Genomic DNA, 1,099 nt, shown 5'->3' on the forward strand with positions numbered 1-1,099 from the left:
CTCGTTTTGTTGGTGGTATAGGAACCCCAATATTACGAGTTTGTTTCTATCTATTAAATACTTATCTTAAAACGTCAACAGACCCTAGGAGGCTGTCCGAGAACAGACTGATCTACTGCGGACGAACCTGCCAGGCTGGATTTTCCGATCCTTTTCGTTGAATAGAACAACTATTCGCCTCAAATGATCGAAAAATCCCGCTTGGCAGCTTCGCCCTCGCTACGATCGCTATTCTCGGACAGCCTCCTAGTACCCAAAGCTTGAAATATATCGGATAATTTGCCATTTTTTTGATTGAACAAGCAAAAATTGCATGGCCCGCCCTTTATTAGTCCGAAGTAAGGTTAAAACCACCGCCTTTAAGGCGGTAAGATTTATCTTTTAAAATTTTGGACGTACCATGATGCTAAAAGTAGGGGAGTATCATGGACTATCGTTATGGAAGTCACACAGTTTTCAAGATACAGTACCATTTTGTATTTGTAACAAAATATCGCTATAAGGTACTGAGAGGTGACATAGGGCTGAAGGTCAGGGAACTGATAAGGCAGACGTGCGAGGCATTTGAAATAGAAATTCTGAAAGGTGTTGTCAGTCAGGATCATATACATGTATTGGTATCTGCGCCACCGAACATGGCGCCCAGCGAAATAATGAGGCGGATCAAAGGCAGAACTTCTGCGAAGTTGTTTGAAAGTTTTCCGGACTTAAAAAAACGCTACTGGGGGCGCCATTTTTGGGCGCGAGGATACTTTTGTGTAACATCAGGAGAACTGACAGAAGAAATGATTCAAAACTATTTGGAGCATCATTTTGAACCTAAAGGTGATGATAATTTCAGAACCGAAAGCTAAACGGGTCTTAAGACCCGTATCCTGACTTTAGTCATTGTCACTAACCCACCAGCTTTAGCTGGTGGTTGTTTATTCCCACTGACGCTAACTACTGAACAAAGAGACCTCCTGGAAACAATAAGTCGTTGCCGGGAGGTTCCCCATAGCCTGATACAACGTGTCCGCATTGTGTTGTCAGCCAACGCAAGATGTAACAACAAGACGATTAGCCAAGACACCGGCTTGTGTGAAGACACGGTCGGCTT

General features: G+C 43.5%; 1 protein-coding gene. It reads left to right on the plus strand.

The window, feature by feature from the left end:
- Positions 1 to 425 precede the first annotated feature (425 nt).
- Complete coding sequence (gene tnpA / locus BLV85_RS14770; protein WP_090415965.1) at positions 426 to 854, plus strand: IS200/IS605 family transposase; 429 nt, start codon at positions 426 to 428, stop codon at positions 852 to 854.
- The last annotated feature ends 245 nt before the right edge of the window (positions 855 to 1,099 follow it).

The sequence above is a fragment of the Nitrosomonas halophila genome, assembly GCF_900107165.1.
GTDB classification, from domain to species: domain Bacteria; phylum Pseudomonadota; class Gammaproteobacteria; order Burkholderiales; family Nitrosomonadaceae; genus Nitrosomonas; species Nitrosomonas halophila.

Coding starts and splice junctions, on each gene's coding strand:
- tnpA (WP_090415965.1), top strand. CDS start 426: ATGGACTATCGTTATGGAAGTCACACAGTTTTCAAGATACAGTACCAT.